The 25,195-nt window shown below is 35.1% G+C and carries 21 protein-coding genes and 2 pseudogenes; 22 read left to right on the top strand and 1 reads right to left on the bottom strand.

Annotated features, from left to right (window positions below):
- Positions 1–71: 71 nt before the first annotated feature.
- The 20 genes and pseudogenes from ACQV2O_RS01375 to galU all read left to right on the top strand — a co-directional run bounded on the left by ACQV2O_RS01375 (position 72) and on the right by galU (position 22,627).
- Positions 72–3,674 (top strand): PD-(D/E)XK nuclease family protein, encoded by a 3,603-nt coding sequence (locus ACQV2O_RS01375; protein WP_428874775.1) that lies wholly within the window; start codon positions 72–74, stop codon positions 3,672–3,674.
- Positions 3,628–7,584, top strand: coding sequence for a helicase-exonuclease AddAB subunit AddA (gene addA / locus ACQV2O_RS01370; protein WP_428874774.1), 3,957 nt, complete (start codon positions 3,628–3,630; stop codon positions 7,582–7,584). Before ACQV2O_RS01375 ends, addA begins: the two co-directional genes overlap by 47 nt.
- Positions 7,585–7,873: 289 nt before the next feature.
- Entirely contained in the window at positions 7,874–8,524 is a 651-nt protein-coding gene (locus tag ACQV2O_RS01365) for a SatD family protein (RefSeq protein ID WP_428874773.1), read from the top strand.
- Positions 8,525–8,597: 73 nt separating this feature from the next.
- A pseudogene (locus tag ACQV2O_RS01360) lies at positions 8,598–8,897 on the top strand (DUF3307 domain-containing protein); the annotation flags it as partial.
- Between the two features lie 8 nt (positions 8,898–8,905).
- Positions 8,906–9,238 (top strand): hypothetical protein, encoded by a 333-nt coding sequence (locus ACQV2O_RS01355; RefSeq protein WP_428874772.1) that lies wholly within the window; start codon positions 8,906–8,908, stop codon positions 9,236–9,238.
- 32 nt (positions 9,239–9,270) lie between these two features.
- Entirely contained in the window at positions 9,271–9,852 is a 582-nt protein-coding gene (locus ACQV2O_RS01350; protein WP_428874771.1) for a YdcF family protein, read from the top strand.
- Between the two features lie 28 nt (positions 9,853–9,880).
- Positions 9,881–10,858, top strand: a complete 978-nt coding sequence (locus ACQV2O_RS01345; protein ID WP_428874770.1) for an acyltransferase — start codon at positions 9,881–9,883, stop codon at positions 10,856–10,858.
- A 109-nt stretch (positions 10,859–10,967) separates the two neighbouring features.
- On the top strand, positions 10,968–11,588 hold the full coding sequence (locus ACQV2O_RS01340; RefSeq protein WP_428874769.1) for a sugar transferase: 621 nt from the start codon (positions 10,968–10,970) through the stop codon (positions 11,586–11,588).
- Positions 11,581–12,447, top strand: a complete 867-nt coding sequence (locus tag ACQV2O_RS01335) for an NAD-dependent epimerase/dehydratase family protein (protein WP_428874768.1) — start codon at positions 11,581–11,583, stop codon at positions 12,445–12,447. Before ACQV2O_RS01340 ends, ACQV2O_RS01335 begins: the two co-directional genes overlap by 8 nt.
- Complete coding sequence (locus tag ACQV2O_RS01330) at positions 12,444–13,586, top strand: glycosyltransferase family 4 protein (RefSeq protein WP_428874767.1); 1,143 nt, start codon at positions 12,444–12,446, stop codon at positions 13,584–13,586. The genes ACQV2O_RS01335 and ACQV2O_RS01330 overlap by 4 nt, the downstream gene beginning before the upstream one ends.
- 4 nt (positions 13,587–13,590) lie before the next feature.
- A complete protein-coding gene (locus tag ACQV2O_RS01325) occupies positions 13,591–14,616 on the top strand; it encodes a glycosyltransferase family 2 protein (RefSeq protein ID WP_428874765.1) in 1,026 nt (341 codons plus the stop codon).
- Entirely contained in the window at positions 14,616–15,716 is a 1,101-nt protein-coding gene (locus ACQV2O_RS01320) for an EpsG family protein (RefSeq protein WP_428874764.1), read from the top strand. Before ACQV2O_RS01325 ends, ACQV2O_RS01320 begins: the two co-directional genes overlap by 1 nt.
- Positions 15,709–16,704, top strand: coding sequence for a glycosyltransferase family 2 protein (locus tag ACQV2O_RS01315; RefSeq protein WP_428874763.1), 996 nt, complete (start codon positions 15,709–15,711; stop codon positions 16,702–16,704). The genes ACQV2O_RS01320 and ACQV2O_RS01315 overlap by 8 nt, the downstream gene beginning before the upstream one ends.
- Before the next feature lie 57 nt (positions 16,705–16,761).
- Positions 16,762–17,829, top strand: coding sequence for a polysaccharide pyruvyl transferase family protein (locus tag ACQV2O_RS01310; RefSeq protein WP_428874762.1), 1,068 nt, complete (start codon positions 16,762–16,764; stop codon positions 17,827–17,829).
- Positions 17,830–17,869: 40 nt separating this feature from the next.
- Positions 17,870–19,387 carry a lipopolysaccharide biosynthesis protein gene (locus ACQV2O_RS01305; protein WP_428874761.1) on the top strand — a complete coding sequence of 506 codons (1,518 nt, stop codon included), beginning with the start codon at positions 17,870–17,872 and terminating at the stop codon, positions 19,385–19,387.
- Positions 19,388–19,517: 130 nt separating this feature from the next.
- Complete coding sequence (locus ACQV2O_RS01300) at positions 19,518–19,766, top strand: hypothetical protein (protein ID WP_428874760.1); 249 nt, start codon at positions 19,518–19,520, stop codon at positions 19,764–19,766.
- Positions 19,767–19,974: 208 nt separating this feature from the next.
- Positions 19,975–20,088: pseudogene (locus tag ACQV2O_RS01295) on the top strand (nitroreductase family protein); the annotation flags it as partial.
- 141 nt (positions 20,089–20,229) lie between these two features.
- Positions 20,230–20,445, top strand: coding sequence for a hypothetical protein (locus ACQV2O_RS01290; protein ID WP_428874759.1), 216 nt, complete (start codon positions 20,230–20,232; stop codon positions 20,443–20,445).
- Positions 20,446–20,508: 63 nt separating this feature from the next.
- Positions 20,509–21,675, top strand: a complete 1,167-nt coding sequence (locus ACQV2O_RS01285) for a nucleotide sugar dehydrogenase (protein ID WP_428874758.1) — start codon at positions 20,509–20,511, stop codon at positions 21,673–21,675.
- A gap of 73 nt (positions 21,676–21,748) precedes the next feature.
- Entirely contained in the window at positions 21,749–22,627 is an 879-nt protein-coding gene (gene galU, locus ACQV2O_RS01280) for a UTP--glucose-1-phosphate uridylyltransferase GalU (RefSeq protein ID WP_428874757.1), read from the top strand.
- A 64-nt stretch (positions 22,628–22,691) separates the two neighbouring features.
- Here the strand turns inward: galU and ACQV2O_RS01275 are convergent, their stop codons facing one another.
- Complete coding sequence (locus ACQV2O_RS01275) at positions 22,692–23,615, bottom strand: LysR family transcriptional regulator (RefSeq protein WP_428874756.1); 924 nt, start codon at positions 23,613–23,615, stop codon at positions 22,692–22,694.
- Between the two features lie 191 nt (positions 23,616–23,806).
- Between ACQV2O_RS01275 and ACQV2O_RS01270 the strand changes: the two genes are divergently transcribed.
- Both ACQV2O_RS01270 and ACQV2O_RS01265 read left to right on the top strand, forming a co-directional pair.
- The gene (locus ACQV2O_RS01270) at positions 23,807–24,508 is read left to right on the top strand and encodes a DUF5058 family protein (RefSeq protein WP_428874755.1); all 702 of its coding nucleotides are present in this window, start codon (positions 23,807–23,809) and stop codon (positions 24,506–24,508) included.
- A gap of 20 nt (positions 24,509–24,528) precedes the next feature.
- Entirely contained in the window at positions 24,529–25,194 is a 666-nt protein-coding gene (locus ACQV2O_RS01265; RefSeq protein ID WP_428874754.1) for a hypothetical protein, read from the top strand.
- The last annotated feature ends 1 nt before the right edge of the window (position 25,195 follow it).

The following is a 25,195-nucleotide window of genomic DNA, read 5'->3' as shown; positions in this document are numbered from 1 at the left end:
CAAAAGTTAAATAATAATTACAGGCTGGAGCAGGGATCCAGCCTGTTCTTCTACCTAAAGGAGGAGATAGCGTGACGATTCAATTTGTTACCGGCGACTTGAGTCAAAATAAAAAAAGCCTTCTTATTCAAGCCATCATGGACCAATTGAAAGAAACACCTGACTTAAAAGTCTATTATATCGTGCCAGAACACTTGAAATTTGAAATGGAAAAGTTTGTCTTAGAAGAAATCCGTGACCATCAAGTGGACCAAGCCAGCTCTATTTTTAATTTGCAGGTGGCTTCTTTTTCACGCTTAAACTGGTTCTTGATGAAAGATCAAAAGCCCAGTCATGAGATTAGTGACTTAGGTCTGTCGATGATTGTACGGCAAGTCTTAAGCCAATACCGGAAAAACTTAGTGGTTTACCAAAAGCAGGCTCACTATCAAGGTTTTATCGAAGACTTAGTCGTTCTTTTTAAAGAATTTATCGAAGGCAATATTCAAGTGGAAGATTTACAAGTTGAGCCAGCGCAAGATTTTACTTGGATGGATTTGGAAATAGAAAAGCAAAAAGAATTACAAATGCTTTATCAAGCCTTTCTAAAGGCACTGAGTGATTTTCGGATTGATAATTTTGCCAAGCAGGAAGACTTGATGGACTATATCAACCATCAAAATTTAAATAAGTATCTCTTTGTAATGGACCACTACTATTACTTTAATAGCCAGGAAATGCAATTACTTTTAAGTTTGGCTAAGCATGCTTGTAAAGTTAAGATTGTCTTGCCCATCAAGAGCGCTGAATTAAGGGCTAATCAAGCCTTGATGACTACCGCCTTACCTTATGCAACCTACTACCGCATTCGCAGTTTAGCTCAGCAGATGGGACTAGCGATTGAACCCGATTGGGAAATTAAAGACCAGGCTTTTAACTACCAAGATTCGATTTTGAGCTTAGCGCAAGCCTTTAAAGCCCAACAAGACTTACTGCCATCAGCTACCCACCAAAGAGCTGATAGGGACTTTAACAGCCACCGCTTTTTACAATTTGATTCCATCCAGAGTGAATTACGGTATGTCTCCAACCGCATTCATTATCTGGTTACAAAAAAAGGCTACCGTTATAAAGACATTCAAGTCTACACCCGAGATTTAGAAGCCTATCAATCCATGATTGCTCCGATTCTAGCGGCCAATCAAATTCCTTATTTCTTTGACCATGCTAAGGCTATGACTGACCATCCACTTTTTACCCTTATCCAACATCTCATTCGCCTGGACCGCTATAACTGGCGACTGATTGATATTTTAGAAGTTTTAAAATCTCCTTTGGTAAGGCTGGGGCAGTTTCATTCGGCTTTTGCTGAATTAGCTGACCAAGACTTAGAGCGCTTGGTCTATTCCTTTGAGAATTATTTAATAGCCTATCAGTATGAGGGTTATCGCTTTGCTAACCTATCCTATGACTGGCTCTTTATGACGGAAGATGTTTTTTTTCATTCAGCTGAAGGACAGGTCTATGATTTTACACTGGCTGAGGCCTTTAGCTGGATTAGGACCTATCTGGTTGAACACTTTGGATTTAATAAAAAAGCCCTAAAAAGCAGCAAAGGCCAGAATGGATTAGCCGCTAGCTTCTATCAAAAATTAGAAGCAATCGGCATCAGGCAAGCTCTTATGGATTTAAGGGACCGAGCACTTCAAAAGGGTCAGATTGAACAATCGCGCCAAGATGAACAAGTTTGGCAGGTATTGGTCAATAGTCTCGATGAATACCACCAAATCTATGGGCAAGCAGATTTAGACCTAGCCACCTTCTTTGAAATCCTAGAAGCTGGTCTTTCAGCAGCGACCTATCATATCATTCCACCTACTTTGGACCAAGTGATGATTTCAAATATTGTGTCCCCTCAAGTTCAACCTTGTAAAATTGCCTTTGTGATTGGTATGGATCAAAAAGCCTTGCCAGCTAAACAGGCTAGGGATAGTTTGTTGACCCCCAGTCATCGCCAAGCTATCAATCAAGAACTTTTAGCCCATCAATATTTATCCGATCAGGAACATCAAGGGTATCAAATGGAATACTTATTAGCTTATCAAGTCTTACTGTTAGCGACGGATCAATTGATTATTTCCTATGCCATTCATCAAGGCGACCAAGTCCGTAACTTTTCACCATGGTTGCAACAAGCGGCAGACATCGCCAATCTTAAACTGATTCACCAAGCTGACTATAGTAGGGATCTAACTTTAGAAACGCCTTTAAGACTAGCCGATTTTGGACGGTATGCCAGTAACAAGGCCCCTATTTTATATCAAATTCATCAAGACTTTGTGCAGGGTAAAAGCCCTCAGCCCGCTTTCTTAGAATTATTGAAGTTGATGGTAGATTATGAAAGGCAAAACAAAGCAAGCCTTAAAGCAAGTGGCATCGTCGACTTAATTATTCAAACCTTTTATTTTAATGACCTACCGGATAAGATTGATAGCGATTTAGCCTTAGCACTCTTCGGTCGCAACTTATCACTATCGGTGTCTCGGATTGAACAATTTTTTGCTGACCCTTATTCCCACTTTTTACGCTATGGATTACGATTGAAGGAAAGAGAACGTTTTGAACTGGATGCTGCGCTTTCAGGTGACTACTTCCACCAGGCCTTAGACCAGTTCAATCAATTGGTACAAGCCCAAGGGAAATCTTTAGCTGACTTGTCAGAAGAAGAAGTTAAGGACTTATTAGGTGGAGTGATTGACGCTTTAAACCAAGATCCTAATTACCAAGTGCTCAGCAAACATCCGCGGATGCAGGCGATTCATCATCTATTAAATCAACGCCTGTTTTATTTTGTTCAATTAATGCAAGAACAAAACAATTTGACTCATTACCAACCCTTAGCCTCAGAATTAGTCTTTGGCACAGGGGGCAATAGTCAAGTGGCTGGCTTTGAATACCCATTGGCTGCGGGAGGATTGCTAAGCATAAGAGGGAAGATCGACCGTTTAGATCGTATTCAAAAAGGTCAGCAGAAACTGTTACAAGTGGTCGATTATAAGTCAGGTAAAAAAGACTTTGACTTAGTGGATGCTTATTATGGCTTAGACTTACAATTATTAACTTATTTAGCAGTAGCTTTGAAAAATTATCCTGATTACCAGCCTCTGGGTGCTTTTTACCAGCATCTTTTACCAAGTTTTTATAAAGCGGACAAACATTATGCCCAAGGAGAAGTTGATCAACAGACTAAGACGCTTTTAAGTCAACGAACATTGAGAGGGTTTGTAACCATTGAGGCGGATGACTTACAAATAGTTGAATCCTTTGATCACCAAGCTAGTAAAAGTCGCATTTATCCGGTGACTTATACCAAGACGGGCTATCATGCTAGAAGTCCTTTCTTTACTAAAGAAGAAGTCGATTTACTCTTAGATTATACGCATTATCAATTCCAACAAGCAGCTGAGGCTATTCAAAGTGGTGATATTGCCTTAGCTCCTTTTTACGAAAATCCTTATACCCTCTCCTTAAATGCTCAATACCGAGTGATTACAGGCTTTGATGGAACACAATCCTTCCACCGTTACCGCCATAAACAAGTCAATAAAAAAGAAGTTTTGGCTCATATGAAGGAAAAATTACTTAACAATGCAGCAAGCGAAGGAGGCGATCATCATAGAAACCCTACCGATTAAACCGGATAATAGTAAATTTAACAACGAACAATGGCAGGCTATTCATCAAAGGGGAAATAATATCTTAGTCGCTGCGTCAGCGGGTTCAGGTAAGACCACGGTCTTAATCGAACGGATTATGAATCATCTACTGACACGTTATGCCGAATTGAAAGAAGTCTTAGTCGTGACCTTTACTGAGTCTGCGGCCAATGAGATGAAAGAACGAATGGAGAAACGGTTAAAATCAGCGGTGAACCAATCGCTAGACGGGGAAGAAAAGCGATACTTGCTTAGTCAAATTAATCAGCTGCCTAGTGCCCACATCCAAACACTTCATTCATTTTGTTTATTTGTGATTCAAAACTTCTTCTATCTGGAAGCTATTAATCCAGCCTTCAACCTCTTAAGTGATGAAAGTCAAAAGCAAGTCATGGTGGAAGAAGTCTGGGACAAGCTTATTGATCAAATTAGTCAAGCCGATTCTCAACTGGCAGTCACACAAGCCGATTATCAAGACCTATTAATTCGTTTAACCAGTGGTCGTGATGATCAAGCCTTGCGTTCAATTGTTTTAGATATTTATGAGTTTGCCCGCGCCAATCCGGAACCCTTAATCTGGTTGGACCAAATGGTGGCTGAGACCGATGGTTTGGAAAGCTTTTGGAAGAGTGAACTCTATCAAGAAAGTCTAAAAATCCAACTTCAAGCACAGTTAAAGCTTGCTGATCGTTCTTATCAAGATGGCTTGAGTCTCTTAGCTTCTTGTTCAAGGCCGACGCTAGATAAGTTTGAACCAGTATTATCTGCAGAAGGGCAGCGCGTGGTCGAACTAACAGAAGCTTTCTTACAAAACGATATGGCCCACTTTAGTCAACTTTTAGATAACCTAAGCTTTAGCCGCTGGCCGAGTTCAAGAGGAAAAGCCCATGAAGAAGACTTAGAAACACTGCAAATAATTAAGCAATACCGTCAGGCTAGTAAGGATACTTTAGTTAAGATTCAGTCTTACTTTCCTTATCCTTACCAAACTATGCAGGAAGTCGAAGCGGCGATTCAACCCTACTTAAGAAAATTAAGCGATCTAAGTAAATTATTTTACCAAGCCATGCAAGACTATAAATTTCAAGAAGGGTGGATTGATTATTCAGATCTTGAGCACTTAACCTTGCAGATTTTAGCGCCTTATAATGCTCAATTAGGAAAACGTAAGCCATCGGCGGCAGCTGAATATTTCCAAGCCCTCTTTGAAGAAGTCTTAGTGGATGAGTATCAAGACATTAACGAAATCCAAGCAGCCATCTTATCCTACTTATCACGTGAAAGGGTGGAAGCGACCAAAGGCAATCTCTTTATGGTAGGAGATGTCAAACAGTCTATCTATGGCTTTCGGATGGCAGAACCATCCCTATTCCTCCAAAAATACCGTACTTACCAAACCAGTGACCAAGGTCACTTGATTATCTTGGATAAGAATTACCGCTCAAGGGACCAAGTCCTTAACTTTACCAATTATCTGTTTGAACGCTTGATGGATGAATCCTTTGGAGAAATGAGCTATGGTAAAAATGAGCGTTTGATGACCGGCAACCAGGACTTCACAGTTGCAAAGGAAATAGACCACTATGCCATTGAATTGCTCTTACATAGCAAGGAACGCTCAGACGAAGAAGATCAAATGCAAGCAGATCGTCCTGATTTATTAATAGACAAGGGAATTGATTACCAAGCCCATCTAATTGCTCAAGATATCCAAGCCAAGTTGCGCGCAGGCTATCAAATCTATGATAAAGAATTGGGTAAGGATCGTTTGATGACCTTTAAGGATATTGTGGTGCTAAGTTCTACCAAATCCAGCTTTGCCAATTTGCAGGCAGCCTTCAGCCATTACCAGCTACCTTTTACTTCACAAGCCATTGAGACCTATTTCCAGCGACAAGAGATTCAGTTAATTTTAGCCCTCTTAAAATTAATCGATAATCCCATGCAGGATATTCCTCTGGTCGCTATTCTCAAGTCTTTCTTTGTAGGCTTGAGTGACAATGACTTAGCCTTGATTCGGGTTAATCATCCACAAGCTTCCTTCTATCAAGCGGTAGAAGGCTTATTGAGTCAAGCATTTGAAAAGGATCAGCCATTATTAGCCATACAAAAGAAAGTGCAAAACTTTTTTACCCAACTTGCAAAATGGCGTGACTTTGCTGGCCACCAGGCTATTGATGAAGTCATCTGGCAAATCTATCTAGACACTTCCTTCTTAGACTATGTGGTGGGCTTAGAGATGGGGCGCCAACGTCAGCTTAATCTTCATGCCTTTTATCAAAAAGCTCAAACCATTAATCAAGGTTTAGGAGGCAGTTTAGCAAGTTTTATCCACTATATTGAGACTCTTTTAGAACAAGACAAAGACTTGGCAGAACCCCTACAATTAGACAAGGATCAAAATATGGTGCGGGCTATGACCATTCATGCTTCTAAGGGGAGTGAGTTCCCGATTGTCTATTTAATTAACAGTAATCACCGCTTTAATTTAATGGATAGCCAAAAAGCTATTGTGGCGACCAAGCATTATGGAGTGGGTATGAACCACTACCAAACGGATGACTTTGTCTATTATCAATCCATCAGTAAAACCTCGCGACAAATGCTTCTAGATCAAGCAGCAAAAGCCGAAGAATTAAGGGTACTCTATGTAGCTTTGACGCGAACCGAGCAGAAATTAATGATAGTGGGTTCGATTGAGAGTAGGGAAAAATGGCAAGAAAAGGGCGACCATTATCAAATGATGACTGACCCTGACAGCTTGCAAGTGGCCCTAGAACTCAGATCACAAGCTAATAGTTTCTTGGATTGGATTCATCAGGCGACTTCCCTCGCTCAAAGAAACCATCAATCACTCGCCACAATTACTGCTCAAGACTTTATCACACGTATCTATACTGAAGACCAAATTCAAGCCAATGTACCTAGCGTGACGGCTAGCCATCCAATAGCCAGCCCGCCGGCCTGGTTGAAGGCGCTACAAAAGGGCGAAGCTTTCGATCAACCCAAGCACAAGCATGAGAGGATCAACCAGCTTGAAGAATTGCTAACTGCCCAATACCCTTATCAATTAGCCAGTCAGACAGCTGCCTATCAATCTGTTTCAGAATTAAAACGTTTGTTCGAAGAACCACCGCATCCAGCTCTTTCTTTTTATGCAGACCGGCGGAAGGAATCTATGCATGAGCTAGATGCATCCATTGATACAGATCAAGGGAATCAAGGGATTCAAGGGATTCGCTATACGCAAGATACCTTTGAAGCCCCAAGCTTTATGCAGTCCAAAACGCTTGATGCAGCTCGGATAGGAACTTTGAACCACTATCTGATGGAGCAGGTGGACTTTGGTCCCTTTAAATTAGCTGACCCAGCCGATTATAACCAGATCTTACAAGACCAGATCCAATCGATGATCGAGCGAGGTTTGATGGAAGCAGAAGATCGGCCACATCTGTACCTGGAAACAATTCTTAACTTCCTCCGAAGTCCGATCGGCCAACAAATGATAGAAAACAGCGATCAACTTAAACGGGAACAAGCTTTTTCTTACCTGGTACCGGCTAAGGACTTGTTCGCCAATCTGACTGAGAGCAAGCAAAGTATGCAGATGGAGCAAGATTCGATTCTGGTTCACGGGGTAATTGATAGCTATTATGTGATACCTAATCAAGGTTTTGTCTTGATTGACTTCAAGACGGACCGCTACCGTCCGCATCTGAGTCAATCCAAACAAGAACAATTGGAAGGGTTAAAAGACAAGTATCGCTACCAGTTGAAACTTTACAAGGACGCCTTAGCTAGCCACCTTAAACTACCTAATATTGGTACTTATATCGTGGCCTTAGGCTTCGACCAGGTGGTTGCGATGGATGAACAGATGAATCAGTAATCGTTTTATTAAGCATTCGCAAAAGAAGCATGGGTCTTTTGACCTAAGCCTAAAGCGGATGCTTTTTTTCAGATGAATGCTCGCAAGGAATCGCTTGCTTTTAAAGGTTGTTTAGGGTAAACTTTCCCTAAACAAGGCAAATTTAATAAATTTCCTTGAATGAGGAAAGAAATATCAATTACTTTCCTCAAGGAAAGGGGAAGCTAACCAGTTATGATCGTAAGATTCTTCTAACAATGGCAAAAAATGAAGTAAGTAGGCAGGAAGGAGGAGTTCGATGGCTAGTGATGTGGTTATTATCGGGGATTTTATTAAGTCTAAGCAAATCAAAGAACGTAAGGTATTCCAAAAGCAAGTGCAAGATATATTCAAGCGCCTTAATCAGAAGTATCAAAAGCAGTTGCTTTCTCAATTGACCTTAACAGTTGGCGATGAGTTTCAAGTGATTATGAAGTTGGATTCAAACTGGCTGAACTTTTTAGATGACTTATATGTCACATTGCCCCATCCTTTTCGGCTGGGAATCGGTATCGGTGAGATCACGACGGCCATCGATCCTGAACGAAGTATCGGAGCCGATGGTCCAGCCTTTTGGCGAGCGCGGGAGGCGATTGAAGCTGTCCACCGTAATCATTATGGTAACAAGTGTCATCTGGCGCTCAGGACCCAAGACGACTCGATTAATCAGATGGTCAATAGCCTGTTTCTCTTGAGTGAAACCTTGAAAAGCCAATGGACCGACCTGCAACGGGAGACTTTCAAGTTGATGCTTGAAGAAGGGATCTACCAAGCGGAATTTGATCAGGCCCATTTTGCCCAAACGATTCAAATCAGTCAGAGCAGTCTGAGCAAGCGCTTATCACTGGGTAATATTAAGATCTACTTGAGGGGTCGAGAAACGATTGCAGAATTTTTGGAGGGGAATCATGAGTCCCTTTAATCAATGGACAATCATGATTTTAATCCTGCACTTTTTAGGTGATTTTCAATTATAAAGTCCTCAATTAGCTGTAGACAAGCAGCCTAACAGGCAAGCCTTGGCAACTCATTTAGCGATTCATGGCCTTTTTTTCTTCTATCCCTTAATCCGGAGCTTATACTATCAAGTCTTTTGGCCGGCCTTTTATGCTTATCTGATGCTTTGGATTAGTTACAGTCTGATCGACTGTATAAAGAGTGGCTTTGACAAGCTTCAGCCTTCTTATCGCTTATATACTTTCTTAATTGATCAAATCCTACATATTGTCCTCATCATTCTGTTAGGCCAAGTGTTTTTTACTAACTCCTTAGGGTCTGTTTTCCCTGCGTTTTGAACCGTCAAATGCTGACGGGGTTATTAGCGATCCTTTTGGTCGGCAAGCCGGCTAATGTTTTATTTAAACTAGCCTTCAGTCCTTATCCTCACAGTCAGGCCATTCAGCAAGAAGGTCTACAAGGGACGGGCGCTTTAATCGGTCATTTGGAGCGGATTCTTTCCTTGATCTTTTTAGTCATGGGCCAGGTGAATGCGATTGGTTTAATTTATACGGCCAAATCCAATGCGCGTTTCAAACATTTAGAAGAAGACAAGGAGGTTGCGGAGTATTATTTGAATGGAAGCTTATACAGTATTCTGTATGCCCTGTGTGTCTATTTCTTAGTCTTAGCTAGTTAGCAGCTATTAAATGAAAAAAGGAGGCCCCAAACATGAAAGTAAAGATTCTATTTATCCTTCTTGTAGCGCTAGTGACCTATCTAGTCTGGTTGGCTAGTCATTTAGACATTGGTCAAGAAGCGGTTGAAGCTGAGGTGGTGATTGTACCAGGTGGGGAAATAGTTCGTCCCTTGAAGGCAGCTGAATTAATCCAAGAAGGCTATGTCACATCACACTCAATGATTGTTTCTCCCTTAAATGAGTTTATCGGCACCAAACCCTTAATTGACTTTATAATTGACACCGGTTTATCGGAAGACCAAGTGATTGGAGAATTAGAAGCAACTTCTACTTGGACCAATGCGACCAATTCTATCGCCATCATGGAAGAAAGGGGATGGCAAACGGCCTTAGTAGTTACGACCGACTATCATAGCCGGCGCACTCGATTGGCTTTTGAGCGTGCGAGTCGGGGAAAGGATATGCACTTTTATTATGTCAGTGCTTATTTAAAGAATGCTCAGGGTGAGGAAGTCCTTTATCAAGACAGTCGCCAGGCCTTAAGGATAATGGCTTCTGAAGTCTATAAATACATCGGCTATTATCTAGAACTCTATTATTGGATTGACCAATAAATAATTGAATTAGAAAAGGTAGACAAAAATGACAAAACGTTTTATTCCATTTGATTTATTACGAGGGCTTGCAACGATAGCGGTCCTCTTGATTCATCTTACAGCCCCTTTATTAGGAGAAAATAAATTATGGATCCTAGCCCTTAATCAAGCGACACGCTTTGCGGTAGCAGTCTTTTTAATGCTTTCAGGTTGGGGTTTGGATCGGACCGATGCTTTGGATTCACAACTTGATTACCCCGCCTTCTTAAAAGACCGCCTCATAAAAATTATCCCGGCCTATTTGTGCTGGTCTTTAATCTATGCTTGGGCTAATTTCTGGTTGGTAGGTGAAGAATTGAGTCTTTTGACCTTCTTGCAGTTTCTCTTGCTAGGGAAGACTTCCTATCACTTGTATTTTGTTCCATTAATTGTGGGACTTTATATCTTTTACCCACTTTTATCTAAAATTGCCGATAACAAGCACTTAGCCATAGCCTTCGTGGGTCTTTTCATCTTCCAAGATGTCAGTGATCACCTACTAGGCTATATTCCTTATGATAAGGTCCAAGACTATTATAGCTATGCTTTTTGCTTCTTCTTTGGCATTTGGTTAAGCCGAGACTTTCAAGCTAAGCTTAAAAGCTTTCAAGTTTATCGTTATGGTATCTTGATTTATACGGTAATAATGCTAGGCTTGTTGATTGAAGAATCTTATCTAAGTGGGGGAGCAGTGATTGCCAATACAAGACCTTTGGTTACTTTCTATTCGATCGGTTTGGTCTTGACTTTTATGTTATATAGGTTGCCTTTTGAGAAGCTTTTCCTATGGTTTAGCCGGTATTCTTTCTTAATTTATCTTTCTCATGTTCTTTTCTTGAAATTACTTGAAGGGACGGTTGAAAAAATGGCTTTATCGATGCCCCCTCTTATCTATGTTAGTGTGGTTGGAAGTGGGTTATTAATATGCCTTTATCTCTTAATAAAAGTTGTCGACCGTGAGCCTTTTAAACGCTGGCTTAGCTAGGTTATGTAATAAATGTAATCTTTGAAAGAAAAACGAAGAATGCCTTCAAAATGAGATTTCTTGTGTTATACTTTTAACGGTGAATATTATCATAATGAGGAGAAGTGACATGTATTTAATCTTTAAAAGAATAATAGGCTTTATTCTATCCTTAATGGCCTTAATTATTTTATCCCCGTTAATTTTAATTTTAATCATTGCGATAAAAATAGATTCGCCTGGGCCTATCCTATTTAAACAAAAACGCGTAGGCATTCATAAGAGTCATTTTAATATTTTGAAATTCCGAACCATGTATATTGATACACCCAAGGATACTCCTACTCATTTATTAGGTAATCCCGATCAATATATTACTAAAGTGGGTAAATTTTTAAGGAAAACGAGTCTGGATGAATTACCTCAATTAATCAATATACTAAAAGGAGATATGGCAATTATAGGGCCGCGTCCAGCCTTGTGGAATCAGTTTGACTTAATTGAAGAACGCGATAAGTATGGGGCAAATGACGTCCCAGTTGGCTTATCTGGCTGGGCTCAAATTAATGGAAGGGATGAATTAGAAATCCCAATAAAAGCAAAGTTAGATGGAGAATATGTTAGAAAACAAGGCCTACTTATGGATATTCGTTGTGTTATAGGCACTATATTTTCGGTTTTTAAAAGTGATGGAGTGGTTGAAGGTGGGACAAGAAGTTTAGCGGCAAAGGAAGTGAAGGAAATTGACTAAAAAGGTCTTAATAACTGGGAAAGATTCCTATATTGGTACTTCCTTTATAAAGTATTGTAAAGAGAATAATTATGACTTGATCATTGATGAAGTCGATACACGAAACGACAAATGGAAACAAGCTGATTTTAGTCAATATGACGTGGTCTTTCATGTGGCAGGGATTGCACATGCCAATGCCAAAAAGAGTCAGAGTGACTTATATTATAAAGTCAACACGGATTTGACCATTGAGATTGCAAACCATGCCAAAAAAAATGGCGTTAAACAATTTATCTTTATGAGCTCAATCATTATATATTCTTCAAGTAAACTAAATAACGGTGAAATAACAAAAGACACCATTCCCTACTCAAAAGATCCATATGGGGATTCAAAAATTAAAGCTGAGAATGGGATTATGCCTTTATCAGATGAAAACTTCAAAGTTGTTATTTTAAGACCACCTATGATATACGGACCAAATTCTAAAGGTAATTTCCCGAAGTTAGTGAAATTAGCAAAATTGACTCCTATATTTCCTGACTATGATAATAAAAGATCAATGCTTTTTATAAATAATCTTACTTACTTAATTTACCTAATTATAAAAGATAAAGAAAAGGGAATATTTTTCCCACAGAACTCAGATTATGTAAAAACAAGTGATATAGTTAAATTTATTTCAATAATTCATTCACAAAAAAACTTTTTGACTAAAGCCTTTAATCCTTCAATAAGATTTCTAATAAATTTTAAATTTTTTAATAAAATATTTGGAAATTTATATTATCGTAAAGATATGAGTTTCTACAGTAAAGAGACTTATCAAGTAGTAAATTTTTTTGATTCTATTAAAATAACGGAGAATGTAAAATGAAAAAAGCTCTTATTGTTGCTTCTGTTGCTTCAATGATTAAACAATTTATCATGCCAGATATAAATTTATTAAATAATCTCGGATTTGAAGTTACTGTCGCTACAAATTTTGATGATCCCGGAAATATTAAACCTGAAGAGTCGAAAGAATTGGTATCTGAACTTAAGAGGCTAGGCATGCAAGTAGAGCAAATAGATTTCAATAGATATCCATTTAATAAGCAAAATTTAAATTCATTTAGAAGAATAAGAGCTTTAATAAAAAAAAATAAATATGAACTAATACATTGTCATTCTCCAATTGGTGCTGCTGTAACTAGAATAGCTACAAAAAATATAAAATATATAAATAAGTTTGTTATTTATACTGTCCATGGCTTTCACTTTTTTGATAAAGCTCCTTTAAAGAATTGGGCTTTTTATCCTTTAGAACGTTACCTTATGAAATATACTGATTTATTAATAACTATAAATAAACAAGATTATGATAGAGCATCTACATGGGACAATTCTAAAGTACATTATATTCCTGGAGTGGGAATTGACTTAGAAAGAATTAAACAAAAACCAAATGATATAGAATTTAGAAAAAAATATGAAATTCCTGAAGAAGCTACCATCATTGTTAGTGTTGGAGAACTTAATAAAAATAAAAATCATATTGAAGTAATTAATACATTAAATAAAATCAATGACAAAGATATTTTTTATATAATTATAGGAGATGGAAATTTATATACATATCTAAAGAATTGCATTGAGAAGTCGAAAATGAGAGAAAACATTATTTTGCTAGGTTATAGGAATGATATTATAAATATTCTCAAAAGTTCCGACATATTTATTTTTCCATCTATTAGAGAAGGTTTATCTGTTGCTCTAATGGAAGCGATGGCATGTGGTTTGCCCACAATTGTCTCTAATATAAGAGGAAATGAAGATCTTATTGTTAATAATAAAGGTGGTTACCTATATAACCATCAGAATTATAAAGAATTAGAAAGAGCTATTTTAGAATTAAAATCTAATAAGGAAACTCAAAAACAATTCGGAGAATTTAATAAAAATTTTATTCAAAATTTTAGTTTAGAAAGAATTAATTCTTTAATGAAAAATATCTACGAAAAGATTGGTAGGTAATGTGATGAAATTAATTAGCGTGATAATGCCAGCCTACAATGCTGAAAAGTCTATAAAAGAGAGTGTTGAATCAGTTTTAAATCAAACATATAAAAACATTGAATTGCTTATAATCGATGATGGTTCTGAGGATTATACTAATGAAATTGTACAAAAATTTTTAAAGCAAGACGATAGAATCAAATATTTTCGAATTTCTAACTCAGGTTCTGCTGTTGCTAGAAATCTAGGCTTAGAGAAGTGCACCGGAGATTATATTTCCTTTGTGGACTCAGATGATCAAATTCATCCAGAAATGCTAAACTTACTTTTGAAAAAAGCCGAAACTTTTAGGACCGATATAATTTCATGTAGTTATAAAAATGTGTTTAAGGACAAAATGCTTGATGAAAAAACTTTTTTAAGAAAAGGTTTTTATAATAAAGATGATTTGAAGAAAATAATATATCCAAATCTTTTTTCAACAGATAATTTAAGTGATATACTTCCATTATCTATGTGGACAAAACTATTTAGAAGAGAGTTAATATTCAATAATAATTTAAAATTTGTACCTGAGTTAAGGATGTCTCAAGACAAGATATTCACGATTAATTGTTTTTTATTAGCAGATACATTTTATTATTTACCTGATAAGAAATTTTATTATTACTACTATAATTTAGATTCAAGAACACATACTTATCTTAATGATTCATGGAAAATCTTAAAATCGAATTATTATGAATTAAAAAGGATATCTCAAAAGTTCCCATATAATCTAGGTAAACAGTTACCTTATGCACTATTAAGAAATAGTATGACAGCAATTTCAAACGTTTCTAGATCAAATAAAAATTATAGAGATCAACTAGATGAACTTAGAACGATAGTTTTTGATTATGACCTTCAAAAATCTATATCAATTATTAACATTAATAAATTAAGTTTTAAAAGGCGGTTGGTTACTAAGCTAATCCAATATAAATTATTAAATATTATATGGATTCTAAGTAAATTATTTAATAAGATTAAAGAGGTAACATTGTAATGAAAGTGTATTTAAATATTATTTTATACTTATGCCTATATGGGTTTATTTTCAGGTTTTTACCAATTGAAGAAAAAACCAAGAAAAAGTTATTTATTCTCTTTGCTGCTTTCCATCTAATCTTTGTACAAGGATTTAGATTCAAATCAGTTGGAGGAGATTTATACAGATATGAAGTTTTTTATGATATTGTTAAGTACTTTGATTTAAATCAATTCATTAATCATCGATTTGAATTAGGGTTTAAGTGCGTTGTATGGGTCTTTAGTAACTTGAATTTAAGTTTTCAAAATTTTCTTCTTATAATATCGGTCTTTACAATTACACTATTTTCCAAAACTGTCTATGAGTATTCAAAATTTCCGTTAATTAGTTTTGTTCTCTATCTTATTACTGGTATGTTTGATTTTGGATTCAGTGGATTGAGACAAATTATTTCTATGTCACTAATTTTGCTTTCATTTAAATATATTCTTAATAAAAACGCATTTAAATATAATATAATCGTCATACTTGCTTCACTTTTCCACAAGAGTGCGCTGATTTTTTTGCTTTTCCAGATCTTCAATATTAAAGATATAGGAAAGATTTATTTGAAAATTTATCCCGTTATTTTAATATGTATTGTTATATTAGGATCAAATCTTTCAAGATTATTAACTATAATTTTTAAACAAGATCTTTTAACGTATTATTCAGATGATTTCAGTGGATTTGGCGGAACATCTTTAGTTATTTTCTCTGTTCTATTACTTTCAGCAATTACTAAAATTATATTAAAAGAGAGTAATAGAATATTAGATAATTTGATAATAATTACATCTGTTTCACTATTATTTCAATCTCTGTCACAATATTCATATTTGTTTACGAGATTTAATTTGTTTTTCTATCAATTTATAGCTTTATTAGTTCCAAATTTAATTTTCTATTGGAGAAGTTTTTTCTCATTGAATAATAAGCACATTAAATTTATTTTTGATATTATTATTTTCTTTATATTCATTCTTCTTAGTTTTAATTTTTATAAGTTAATATTAGAAGGAAATCCACATCAGATTATTCCACATATATATAGATGGGAGGATTTCAATGCTTAATCAAGAACTAGTTTCTGTGATAATACCTGTGTATAACTCTGAATGTTATATTGAATCAACTTTGATGTCAGTTCTAAAACAAACTTATAGAAATATTGAGCTCATAATAGTAAATGATGGATCAACGGATAAATCAGTTGAAACAATTAAGAGTACAACTAAAGATTTTTATCATAAAGTACATTTGATACATCAAGAAAATTCTGGGCAAAGTGTAGCTAGAAATGTTGGTATTAAAAATTCTAAAGGTAAGTATATTTATTTTCTAGATAGTGATGATATTTTAAAGATTGATGCCATTGAAATTATGGTCAAAAAAATTAATGAATACTCATCGGATATTTTGATGTTTAGTGGAAGTTCTTTCATTGAAAGTAAAGAAAAATCATATCATGATATAGGGAATTATTTAAAAAATAGTACATACTTGAATCCTCTACCAGGAGAACAAGCGTTTATAAATTTAATAAAAAATAATGATTATAGTCCATCGCCTTGTTTATTATTTATACGAAAAAAGCATCTTGATTTTACAAATTTAGAATTTTTCCCAGGTATAATACAAGAAGATGAATTGTTCACATTTGAATTACTCTTGAATTCGAAAAATGTAAGAGTTATTAATGATATTTTATTTTTTAGGAGACTAAGAGAAGGATCAACTATGACTGGATATAATTATTCAAAAAGTTATTTAGGGTACTATACTGTATTTAAAAAAATTTATAACTCTTATTATAAAGATTGTAAAAAAACATTAAAGAAATATATTAAGAAAAAGCTTAGTCACATATACTCAAATGCAATAAATCAGTATTTAAAGCTATCTAAAGATGAGAGAAACTATTATTACCATGAAATTAGTGAAATAAAAAAAATAAATAGGGAAAATTTATATTTTTATCGAATAGATTTCTTTTTATTCGATATTTCTAGTACATTATATAAGTATATTAGATACACTTTTAAAACATTATTTACCAAATAAAATAGTCTCTTATACAGACAACTAGCTAACAACCAGCATAAGAAAGAAGGTATTGAAATGAAAGTAGGAATAGTAACTTTGCATGGGTATTTTAATTATGGAAATAGACTTCAAAACTATGCATTATTGAAACAATTAGAAAAATTAAATATACAAGTTGATACTACAGTAGTAAAAAATAGAAGTTTGGAGAGAAGTTACACTCGAAATCTTTACGAATGCCTAAAAAGACATATGCCTTCAAAGAGAAGTGAATTAAAAAGATATAAAATTTTTAAAGAATTTTCAGAAAATTATTTAAATGAAAAATTTTATAACATATCAAAAAAATCTGATTTAAAGTATTTAGATACGTATGATTATTTCATTACTGGTAGCGACCAAGTTTGGAATCCAAGATACCATAATATGTTAGATGTTTATTTTTTAACTTTTGCTAACGAGTCGAAGAGAATTGCTTATGCTCCCAGTATTAGTAGAGATTCACTGTCTAAAGAAGAACAGGATCTATATAGTCAATATTTAAATGGAATGAGCAAGATTTCTATTAGAGAAGAATCAGGTTCGAAATTGATTAGAGATTTGATACAAGAAGAAGTTCCTGTTTTAATTGATCCTACACTAATGTTAGATAAAAATGAATGGCTTAAAGTCTCTAAACCTGCTCCTAACAACAAAAATACTGTATATATTTTAACTTATTTTTTAGGGGGACCTACAAAAGAGGCGAAAGATCTTATTGCTAAACTATGTAAATCATCAAATTATAAGGTTATAAATCTTGGAGTTCCTGAAGAAAAAACAACATATGAAACAGGACCGTCAGAATTTCTTGACTACGTTAAAAAAGCAAGTTTGTTTCTTACTGATTCATTCCATGGAGTTGCTTTTTCAATAATTTTTGAAACACCCTTTGTAGTTTATGAAAGAATTAGTAATGAACCGAGTATGTATTCAAGAATTGACACCATTCTTTCCATGTTTAACTTACAAGATAGAACAAACAAAAGAGTTGATTTAGAAAAAATCTTTGATATAGACTTTTCAAAAGTTCATAAAAGAATTCAAATTGAAAAGGAAAAATCAGATGATTTTTTAAAAAAGGCACTAAACTATTATAAATAATCTTCAATCTATTTTTATATAAGTTATTAAGGAGTAAATGTTGAAAAGAGATATTAGTGAATTAAAAGTTGGAGTAGTTTTATCGTATATATCTAAGTTAATTCAAATCATGATAGGAGTACTTTATACTCCTATCATGATACGTTTATTAGGCCAAAATGAATATGGATTATATAATATATCTGCTTCATTAGTATCGTATTTAAGTATTCTTAATTTTGGATTTGGTAGTGCATATATGCGATTTTATTCTAGATATAAAGCTTTAGAAGATAAGGAAGAAATTTCTAAATTAAATGGTATGTTTCTAATGATATTTCTTATATTAGGAATTATAGTTGTAATTGCAGGATCATTTTTAACTTTTAATATTGAATTTATATTTGGCAAAAGTTTATCAATTCAGGAAATCAATACTGCGAAAATTTTAATGCTAGTTTTAATTTTAAATTTAGCAATTTCTTTTGTAGGAATAGTATTTAATACTTTTGTGCAAGCAAATGAGAAATTTATTTTTTACAATAGTATATTAATTTTTAAACAAATTTCAACACCATTTATTTCTTTGCCCTTGTTACTATTGGGTAAAGGGTCATTAGGAATGGTTTTAGCGATGACTTTAATTAATTTATTATGTGAAATAATTATAATTCATTTTTCATTAAAAAAGTTAAAAATGGGATTTTCTTTCGAACATTTTGATAATTTACTATTCAAAGAAATGTCTATTTACTCTCTCTTTATTTTTATAAATATTATTGTAGATCAAGTTAACAATAATGTAGATAAAACGATTTTAGGAAGATATCAAGGAGCGGCTTCTGTGGCTATTTATAGTGTCGGTTCAAATATAAATATGTATTATATACAAATGTCCTCAACGATAGCTTCGGTTTTTACTCCACGAATTCATAGGATGGTAGCTATAGAGGAAAATGATTCAGGATTATCAGATTTATTTATTAAAGTTGGTAGAATTCAATTTATAATTCTTTCCCTAATATGTTCGGGATTTTTTATATTTGGAAAGTTTTTTATAAAAATTTGGGCTGGGGAACAATATAATGATTCATATTTTATTGCAATTTTATTAATGATTCCAATAACAATTCCTCTAATTCAAAATATTGGAATAGAGATACAACGAGCAAAAGATCTTCATCATTTTAGATCATTGTTATATTTTTTCATATCGATTTTAAATATAATTATTTCAATTCCTCTAGCCATAAAATTTGGTGGAATCGGATCAGCTATTGGCACATCTTTTTCATATATTATCGGTAATGGCATAATAATGAACTGGTATTATTCAAGTAAAGTTGGATTAAACATAAAGGAATTTTGGGATGAAATCTTAAGCATAATTCCCTCTTTAGTACCCCCTATTTTATTTGGTGTGGGTTGTATATCCTATGATAAGAATATTACCTTATTAGATTTTTTTATCTATGCTTTTGTATATACGCTTTTATTCATTATTTCAATTTGGAAATTTGGTCTGAACTCGTATGAAAAAAAACTAATAAGTAGTAGTTTTAAGCAGTTGAATTTATAAAATTTCAATAAAACTTTAATAAATAGTATGAGGAGATTGTTATAAATCTTAAAAATTTTATTAAAAAATATTACCTAATGAAACTAAAGAATATGTTAAACATTTAATTTTAAAAAGGGAATTAAATGATTTGTATAAATTTGATAAACTTAGATTTCTTACTTCTGCATATAATATGAAGGAAGAATACTCTTACGAAAATTTACGATCTAAGATAACTTTTCATTATCATAGTATAGAAAAAGGTTTGAGCAATGCAAATTTTAGAGCAGGCTTTGGAAAATATGCTTTTAAAGAATTGTTTTTCGCAATGGATTTATTCTTAAAAAATATTTTCCAAAAGATGACAGCAGGTTTCAACATGCAATCTCAACTATAGATGCATATATTAAAAGGCATGAAGATTTAAATTATGAGATTGATAGTCAAATTTTAAATAAATTTAATGAATATTTTAAATACTTTGATTTGAGTTATAACAATTGTGGTGGATATGATTTTATTATGAAAACAGACTTACCTGATTTCACAGATTTAAATTTTAAAAAATTTCCTTACTATAGAAAAAGTATAAGAGATTTTGGCATAGAAAAATTAAAGATGAAACTATTTTTAAAGCTATAAACTTTGCTTGTCAATCTCCTTCGGTATGTAATCGACAAGCTTGGCACACATATTTAATTAAGGACAAAGAAGTAGTTAGTAAAATATTTCACATTCAGGAAGGTTTAACTACTAATGGTAAAAATTTACAAGGTTTTATTCTTGTTACATGTAATAGAAAAAATATGAATGGACCTCATGAAAGAAATCAAACATATATTGATGGAGGAATATTCTTTATGTCTTTAATTTATGCCCTTACTTATAAAGGCGTTGCCAATTGTTCTTTAAATGCAAACTTTGAAATAGAAAAAGAAAAATATTTTAGAGATCTATTGGATATTGATTTGTCAGAAGACTTAATTGGATTTATTGCATATGAATCCTATCCAAATAAAGTTTTATTTGCAAAATCTCCAAGAGATAGTGCATCTGGTATAACAACAATTATTTAAAAAATATACTCACGTGATATATAAAGTCATTAAATATAATAAATTTAAGAGAGGATTAAAATTATGAAAATCACAGTGGCAGGTACAGGGTATGTTGGTTTATCGATTGCCGTCTTATTGGCTCAGCATCATGAGGTAACAGCGCTAGACATTATTCAAGAGAAGGTTGATTTAATTAATAAGCGTATTGCGCCGATTGAGGACAAGGAAATAGAAGATTTTTTTGCCCATCAAGAGTTGAATTTAACAGCTACGATTGATGTCGAAGAAGCACATAAAGAAGCTGAAATGGTGATTATTGCGACACCAACGAACTATGATGACGAGACCCATACTTTTGATACGACGGCTGTAGAAGCAGTGATTGAAGATGTCTTGCGCATCAATCCACAAGCTACGATTGTTATTAAATCAACGATTCCTGTGGGATATACGGAATCTGTGAAAGAGAAATATGGCGTAGACTCTATTATCTTTTCTCCTGAATTTCTAAGAGAAGGCAAGGCCTTATATGATAATTTATATCCTTCACGTATTGTAGTGGGTGACCATAATGAAGCAGCACGCCAATTTGCGGATCTTTTAGTAGAAGGTGCCCATAGTGAAGATGTACCCGTACTCTTTACCAATTCAACCGAAGCCGAAGCCATTAAACTATTTGCCAATACTTACTTAGCTTTGCGTGTGTCTTACTTTAATGAATTAGATACTTATGCTGAAGTGAGAGGGCTGGATGCTGGCCAAATTATTCAAGGAGTTGGCCTAGACCCTCGGATTGGAACCCATTATAATAATCCTTCTTTTGGCTATGGGGGTTATTGTTTACCCAAAGATACCAAGCAATTATTAGCCAATTACGGTGACATTCCACAGAATATGATGACAGCCGTTGTCGATTCCAACAAAACCCGTAAACAGCATATCGCCAATAGTGTCTTGAAGAGAAATCCTAAGACCGTTGGTGTCTTCCGATTAACAATGAAGTCTGGATCGGACAACTTTAGACAATCTGCCATTCAAGATATCATTAAATTATTGGTAGATGAAGGGATCGAGATTATTATCTATGAACCGACTTTATCGCAAGATTCTATTATGAATTGTCCAGTGATCAATGATTTAGCACAATTTAAGCAACAATCCGATATCATCTTAGCCAACCGTACAGAAGATGAATTAAAAGATGCTCTAGATAAAGTATTTACCCGCGATATCTTTAACGAAAACTAATACAATTAAGCATAGTGTGTTTGCTATGCTTTTTAGTGTGTACGGATTCAAATAAGAAAGGAGATGTATCCTGATGAAACAAAAAGTTCGTAAAGCCATTATTCCAGCAGCTGGTTATGGAACGCGTTTTCTACCAGCTACTAAAGCCATGCCGAAAGAAATGTTACCGATTATTGATAAGCCGACCATTCAGTATATCGTAGAGGAAGCAGTGGCAGCAGGTATTGAGGATATTATTATCATTACAGGGAAGTCTAAACGAGCCATTGAAGACCATTTTGACAAGAATACCGAGTTAGAATTAGACCTGATGAACAAGGGGAAGATTGCTATGTTAGAGTCGGTTCAAAAGGCCTCCAACCTAGCGAACGTCTACTTTATCCGCCAAAAAGAAATGAAAGGTTTGGGCGATGCCATTTATACCGCCAGAAGCTTTATTGGTAATGAGCCCTTTGCCGTTCTTCTGGGTGATGATATTGTGGTATCAGAAGAGGGTGATCAACCAGCCATTCAACAATTAATGGACGAATACGATTTAACCGGCTCCTCCGTTATCGGTGTCCAGACGGTCCCTCAAGACCAAACCCATCGCTATGGTATTATTGATCCCTTGGAACAAGATGGGCGCTTATACAAGGTTAAAACCTTTGTTGAAAAGCCTAAGCAAGGAACAGCCCCTTCCAACCAAGCCATTATGGGAAGATACGTTTTAACGCCTAAGATCTTTGATTTTCTAGCCAAGAAACAAGTCGGCGCCGGCGGAGAGATCCAACTGACTGATGCCATTCAAATGTTAAACCAAGACGAACCGGTCTATGCCTATGACTTCAAAGGCATTCGTTATGACGTCGGGGAGAAAATCGGCTTTATTAAGACCACCATTGACTTCGCCCTCCACCGCGAATTCGCTGAGGAAATCCGTCAGTATATGCGAGAGAAGTTGGAAGAATAAGATGAATAGATTAACCCCCTAGAGTTGAAGTTAGCTCTAGGGATTTTTATTTTCGCCCTACTTATTAATTAAATAATTGGATCGTTTCATCGATTTTCTCTTCGACTAGTTTAAGGATGACTGATTTTTCAAGCTTCGCCTTATAAATAATATAATCTAAACATTCCGAATGACTCGGTAAGACGCTTTTTTCAATTAAGTTGTATTTTTCTAGAATCGTTGGGTAGGTAGCTGTGGTCCAAGTGTAACTGCCTTTAATGGTAGCGATAAAGTCAAGCAGTGAACCTCGCTCATAAACTTGGATTAATTTCTTTGAGGAATTAATTTTTTTCTGCCATAAATAGGCCTCAGTATAATCATCCCATTCAAAATCACCGTGGATAATTTCTGTAAAGGGTTCTAAGTCTTTAAGCGCTAAATGCTCTTTTTTAGCCAGTGGGTGCTGCTGGGAAATCAGAACGACTCGAGGAAAGGAGGAAAGCTGCTTCCACTCAATATAACGCGCTTTTAATTGATTTTCAAAATGCTCCTTGTTCTCCGTATAAAAACGAATAATACCAATATCTGCATTGCCACTATTAACATCCTCGATGACTTGTAAGTTGGTTGTTTCAGAAAATTTGATCGATAAGTTATGATGTTCCTCTTGCAGGCGGTTGATCATTTTGGCGATTGCAAAAGCAATATAAGAAGACCTCCTGGCAGAAATAGAAAGCGAAGAGAAGTAATTAGTCGGTGTTAGATATTTGGTTTCAATTGACTGATAAAGGGCATCGAGTTTTTCCAAATCATTAAGAACTTGCTGGCCATCATTCGTTAGTTGAACCCCTTTGTGAGTACGATCGAAAATAGTAAAACCAATCGATTCTTCAAATCTTTTTAATATTGAACTCAAATAGGGTTGTGAAACGAAAAGATTTTGAGAAGCTTTGCTGATTGAACCCGTCTTCGCGATTTCCAAAATGTATTGAATATGATGAATGTCCATGGTCTAGGCTCCTAATAGTTTGATTATAAGTAAATGAGGATAGGTGGTATTGTTATCATCTATTTTTAATTGCTAGAGGATGATGGTAAAATTTAATTAAAGATGTAAGCGCTATCTTTAAAAGAGAACGGTTCTCAATAAGTTTATCATAGTTGAAGTCTTTTTTTAAAATTTAATAGGGAGGAATCTGTATGTCAGACCATCTAAAATTTGCCAACCATCCTTTGATGTATCTGGTTAGTGGAATTGGTATTGCTTTAGTGTTGATTCAAGGGACCTACATCCTAAAGAAAGCGATGAAGGCAACCAAAGAATTAAATATGGATCAACAGCGCGTTAAAAAAGGCCTACGAGTCGCAGCCATGGCCAGTATTGGACCGGCTTTAGGGATTGTAGGGAGTATTTTATCCTTGATTGTCTCATTAGGTGCGCCAGTTTCAGCCTTGCGGATGTCAATTATTGGAGGTACCAACTATGAAACCATGGCCGCCACCTTTGGTGCGCAAGCAGCAGGCGGAGAACTCTCTCCAATGATGGATCCAACGGTGTATGCCAATGCCTTATGGACGCCGGCTTTAGGGGTTATCCCTTGGCTAATTGTGACCTTCTTCTTTGGCCATCGCATGAATGTTATTAATGATTTTATGACAGGTGGACGAAAGGCCTTATTACCAGCAGTCAGTGTCGGTGCCATGTTAGGGTCTTTTGCCTACTTTGTCATGAATAATGTCGTAAAAATTAATGTCAATCCATCCTACGCTGTCGCTTCTTTATCGGCTTTAGTGATTATGATTATCTGCCAAAAATTAAGCGACCAATACGAATGGTTAAAGTCTTGGTCACTAACGATTGCCATGTTTGCCGGTGCTTTATGTGGCATGTTCTTTGTTTAGATCTATAAGGAGGAAAAAGAATGGGAGCCTATGAAAAATTCACCAAAAGTATAACTAATTTTGGCCGCTTAACCATGGTCTTGGGAGTGATTGCCGTATTACTACCCCCTCTAACCATGACCTTTGTCTTTGGTTATAATCCAGGTTTTGCCGCCATCATCGCCGGAGCTATTTCACAAATGTCTGTTTCTGGAGCTTTCTATCTGAGTGAACCTTTAACTTACTTCCCAATTGTTGGTACATCAGGCTTATATTTAACCATGTTATCAGGTAATGGGGTCAATATGAAGATTCCTGCCGCAGCCATTTCATCGGAAGCATCAGGCTACAAGCAAGGGACAGATGAAGGGGCTTTGATGGGGACAATCGGTTTAGCTGTATCCATCTATGTGGCTGTTTTCTTTGTGATTTTTGCGACCATTTTAGGACAAACGGTGATTACTACCTTACCTGCCGACTTAGCGAAGTATTTTGAGCTAATCATTCCAGGCATTTATGGGGCAATCTTTGGCCAATTTATGGTCAAGTCATACAAGACCGGTCTTTTTGCACTGTTGATTTCAACCGTTATGATCTACATTGTTCAGTTCATTCCAGGAAATCCATCTTTTGTTATTACTTTAACATCTATCTTTACTACTATTTTATTTGCGCGTAAACAATTAGAAAAAGGTCAATTAAATTAAT

The sequence above is a fragment of the Facklamia sp. P13055 genome, assembly GCF_050409445.1.
Classification (GTDB): domain Bacteria; phylum Bacillota; class Bacilli; order Lactobacillales; family Aerococcaceae; genus Facklamia.
The sequence above is the reverse complement of the archived record's forward strand: the minus strand, read 5'-3'. Positions and strand labels throughout refer to the sequence as shown.